This is a genomic window from Methylobacterium sp. WL18 (genome assembly GCF_008040015.1).
In the GTDB taxonomy this organism is placed as follows: Bacteria; Pseudomonadota; Alphaproteobacteria; order Rhizobiales; family Beijerinckiaceae; genus Methylobacterium; species Methylobacterium mesophilicum.
On record NZ_VRVD01000548.1, the window covers coordinates 1 to 3,173 of the forward strand.

Here is a 3,173-nt window from a genome sequence, read left to right on the forward strand (position 1 = left end):
GGGCCGGATCGGTCGCGTCGGGCCGACGGGGCTCCGCGGCCTCGTCGGCGGCGTCGCGGTCCATGGGCTTCTGCGTCGATTCCATTCCGATTCCTGTCCTTGCCGATGCCGGCGCGTCTACCATTCTACACCCGTAGCTTTCACGACGCTTTCGTGACGGCCACGGGTTTCCGCTTCTACGCCTCCGGATCGACCTCGTCGTCGAAGCCCATGCGGCGTAGCACGGCCAGCGCCAGGGGGCGGCTGATCCGCCGTCCGCGTCCGAGCGCGTCTCGGTCGAGTTCGGCGACGAGATCCCGCGCCCGTCCCAGGGAGCGGTCGATCCGCAGCGCCAGCGCCTCGATCACGCTGAGATCCACCACCAATTGCCGGTCGACGAACAGCTTGACCAGGACGGCGCGCAGCAGCGCGTCGTCCGGTGCCTCGATGGCGATGCTGGGCGCCAGGCGCAGCCGGGAGCGCAAGTCCGGCGTCGCGAGGCCCAGGGCGTCGATGCCGGAGGCGCTCGTCAGCAGGACCGGGCAGGCCCGCTCGCGGGCGCGGTTGAGCAGATGGAACAGGGCCGCCTCGTCCCGCCCCTCCGCGCGGTCGATATCCTCGATGACCAGCGCGCCGTTCGAGACGAGGTGCTGGACCGCGTCCGCCCCGATCTCGGAGGCGGCGGCCGTCCAGGCATGGGCGCGCTCGGCCCAGATCGCCGCGAGGTGGCTCTTGCCGCTGCCCGAGGGGCCGGTCAGCACCAGCACGCTGTCGGGCCAGTCCGGCCAGGCCTCGACCAGGGCGTAGGCCGCCTCGTTGGCCGGCCCGACCAGAAAGTCCTCGCGGCCGTAGCGGGGATCGAGCGGCAGGTCGAAGGCCAGTTGCCGGGGTGGTGCGTTTTCGCGCATGGGGTGCCCAGATCGATCGCTCAGGATGACCGCGTCGAGGTGGCGGTCAAGGTCCGGCCGGCCTCGTCGTTCAGGTCGATCAGCACCGGTTGCTCGGCATGATAGAGGCGGCTCTGGAGGTAGCGCTTCAGGGCGAAGCGCACGAGCACGCCGAGCGAGGCCGCCACCGGCACCGCGAGCAGCAGGCCGACGAAGCCGAACAGGGTTCCGAAGGCGAGCAGCGCGAACATCAGCCAGACCGGGTGCAGGCCAGTGGACTCGCCGACCAGCTTGGGCGCGATCACGTTGCCTTCGAGGAACTGGCCGATCAGGAACACCCCCACCGTCAGCCCGAGGTGCAGCCAGTCCGAGGACGGCCAGAACTGCACCAGCGCGACGCCGACCGAGAGCATGAAGCCGGTAAGCGTCCCGACATACGGGATGAACGTCAGGAGGCCGGCGATCAGCCCGATCAGGACCCCGAAATTGAGCCCGACCAGCCAGAGGCCGACGGCGTAGAAGCTGCCGAGGATCAGGCAGACCAGGGTCTGACCGCGCACGAAACCGGTGATCGCGCCGTCGATCTGACGGGCGAGGTCGCGCACCGTCGCCCGGTGCCGGGGCGGCACCCAGTTGTCCAGGGCCGCCATCATCCGATCCCAGTCGACCAGGATGTAGAAGGCCACGACCGGGGTCACCACCAGCAGCGACGCGATCGAGATCAGCGCCTGGCTGCCGGACCAGATCGACTTGAGGAACGCGAGAAGCCACGCGCCGCCCTGGCTCGCCAGCGTGCCCACGGAGGATTGCAGCTCGGTCAGCACGTTGTCGCCGCCGACGCGCTCCAGCAGCGGCCCGGCGCGCTCGGCGATGATCCCCTGGAGCCGCGAGACCATCGCGGGCAGCGCGTTCACCAGGCCCGCGACCTGGTTGGCCGTCAGCGGGATCAGGATCAGCAGCGACACGATCAGCGCCACGACGAACAGCGCCAGGATCAGCAGGCTCGCGGCGAGGCGGCCGAGGCCCAGGCGCTCGAGGCGGTCGGCCAGCGGATCGAGCAGGTACGCCAGCGCGATGCCGGCCACGAACGGCAGCATCACCTCGCGCAGCAGGTAGACCAGGAGGCCGAGGGCGACGAGGGCCCCCAGCCCGATGACAGCCCGTGCGCGCATGTTGTCGTCCCCCCACGGGCCGCATAGCACGCCCCGTCGCAGAGTGGAGATCGGGCCCGCCTCGATCAAGGCGCGCCAGCCGACTCGCGCGGCGCGCTGGAAGCCGCTAGAGCGGACCCGATGATGACCGGGACGACGCTGGCATGACCGCCAAGGATGGACAGGGACTGACCTACGCGGAGGCGGGCGTCGATATCGACGCCGGCAACGCCATGGTGGAGACGATCAAGCCGCTGGTGCGCTCGACGCGGCGGCCGGGGGCGGATGCCGAGATCGGCGGCTTCGGCGGCCTGTTCGATCTGAAGGCCGCGGGGTTCCGCGACCCGATCCTGGTGGCGGCCAACGACGGCGTCGGCACCAAGGTCAAGATCGCAATCGAGACCGGGCGCCACGACACGATCGGCATCGACCTGGTGGCGATGTGCGTCAACGACCTCGTGGTCCAGGGCGCCGAGCCGCTGTTCTTCCTGGACTACTACGCGACGGGCGAGCTGGTGCCCGGCGTCGGCGCCGACATCGTGCGCGGCATCGCCGAGGGCTGCCGGCAGGCCGGCTGCGCGCTGATCGGCGGCGAGACCGCCGAGATGCCGGGCCTCTACGACGGCTCGGACTACGACCTCGCCGGCTTCTCGGTCGGCGCCGCCGAGCGCGGCACGCTGCTGCCGAAGCCCGGCATCCGGCCCGGCGACGTGGTGCTCGGCCTGCCCTCCTCCGGGGTCCATTCCAACGGGTTTTCGCTGGTCCGCCGGATCGTCGCCAAGACCGGCCTCGGCTGGGATGCGCCGGCCCCGTTCGATCCGTCGAGGAGCCTCGGCGACGCCCTGCTGGAGCCCACCCGGATCTACGTGAAGCCCCTGCTCGCCGCCCTGGAGGCGACCGACGGCATCCGGGCGCTGGCCCACATCACCGGCGGCGGCTTCCCCGACAACCTGCCCCGGGTGCTGCCGGACGATGTCGGCATCGCCATCGACCTCGACGCCATCACCCCGCCTGCGGTGTTCGGCTGGCTCGCCCGCGAGGGCGGCGTCGCCGAGGCGGAGATGCTGCGGACCTTCAACTGCGGCATCGGCATGGTGGTGATCGCCGCCGCCGACGCGGTCGACGACGTCGACGAGGCCCTGACCCGGGCCGGCGA

3 protein-coding genes are annotated in these 3,173 nt (G+C 71.2%); 1 reads left to right on the forward strand and 2 read right to left on the reverse strand.

The annotated features are described in order from the left end of the window. Positions 1 to 176 precede the first annotated feature (176 nt). Positions 177 to 887 (reverse strand): DnaA/Hda family protein, encoded by a 711-nt coding sequence (locus FV228_RS24735; protein ID WP_147856977.1) that lies wholly within the window; start codon positions 885 to 887, stop codon positions 177 to 179. 20 nt (positions 888 to 907) lie between these two features. After that, the gene (locus FV228_RS24740) at positions 908 to 2,038 is read right to left on the reverse strand and encodes an AI-2E family transporter (RefSeq protein WP_147856978.1); all 1,131 of its coding nucleotides are present in this window, start codon (positions 2,036 to 2,038) and stop codon (positions 908 to 910) included. A gap of 143 nt (positions 2,039 to 2,181) precedes the next feature. On the opposite strand from FV228_RS24740, the gene purM reads away from it, so the two are divergent. Next, the coding region (gene purM, locus FV228_RS24745; RefSeq protein ID WP_147856979.1) for a phosphoribosylformylglycinamidine cyclo-ligase at positions 2,182 to 3,173 on the forward strand (992 nt) is incomplete at its 3' end.

Bases quoted from the DNA above. Each gene is read 5' to 3' on its own strand.
- FV228_RS24735 (WP_147856977.1), bottom strand. From the start codon at position 887: ATGCGCGAAAACGCACCACCCCGGCAACTGGCCTTCGACCTGCCGCTC.
- FV228_RS24740 (WP_147856978.1), bottom strand. From the start codon at position 2,038: ATGCGCGCACGGGCTGTCATCGGGCTGGGGGCCCTCGTCGCCCTCGGC.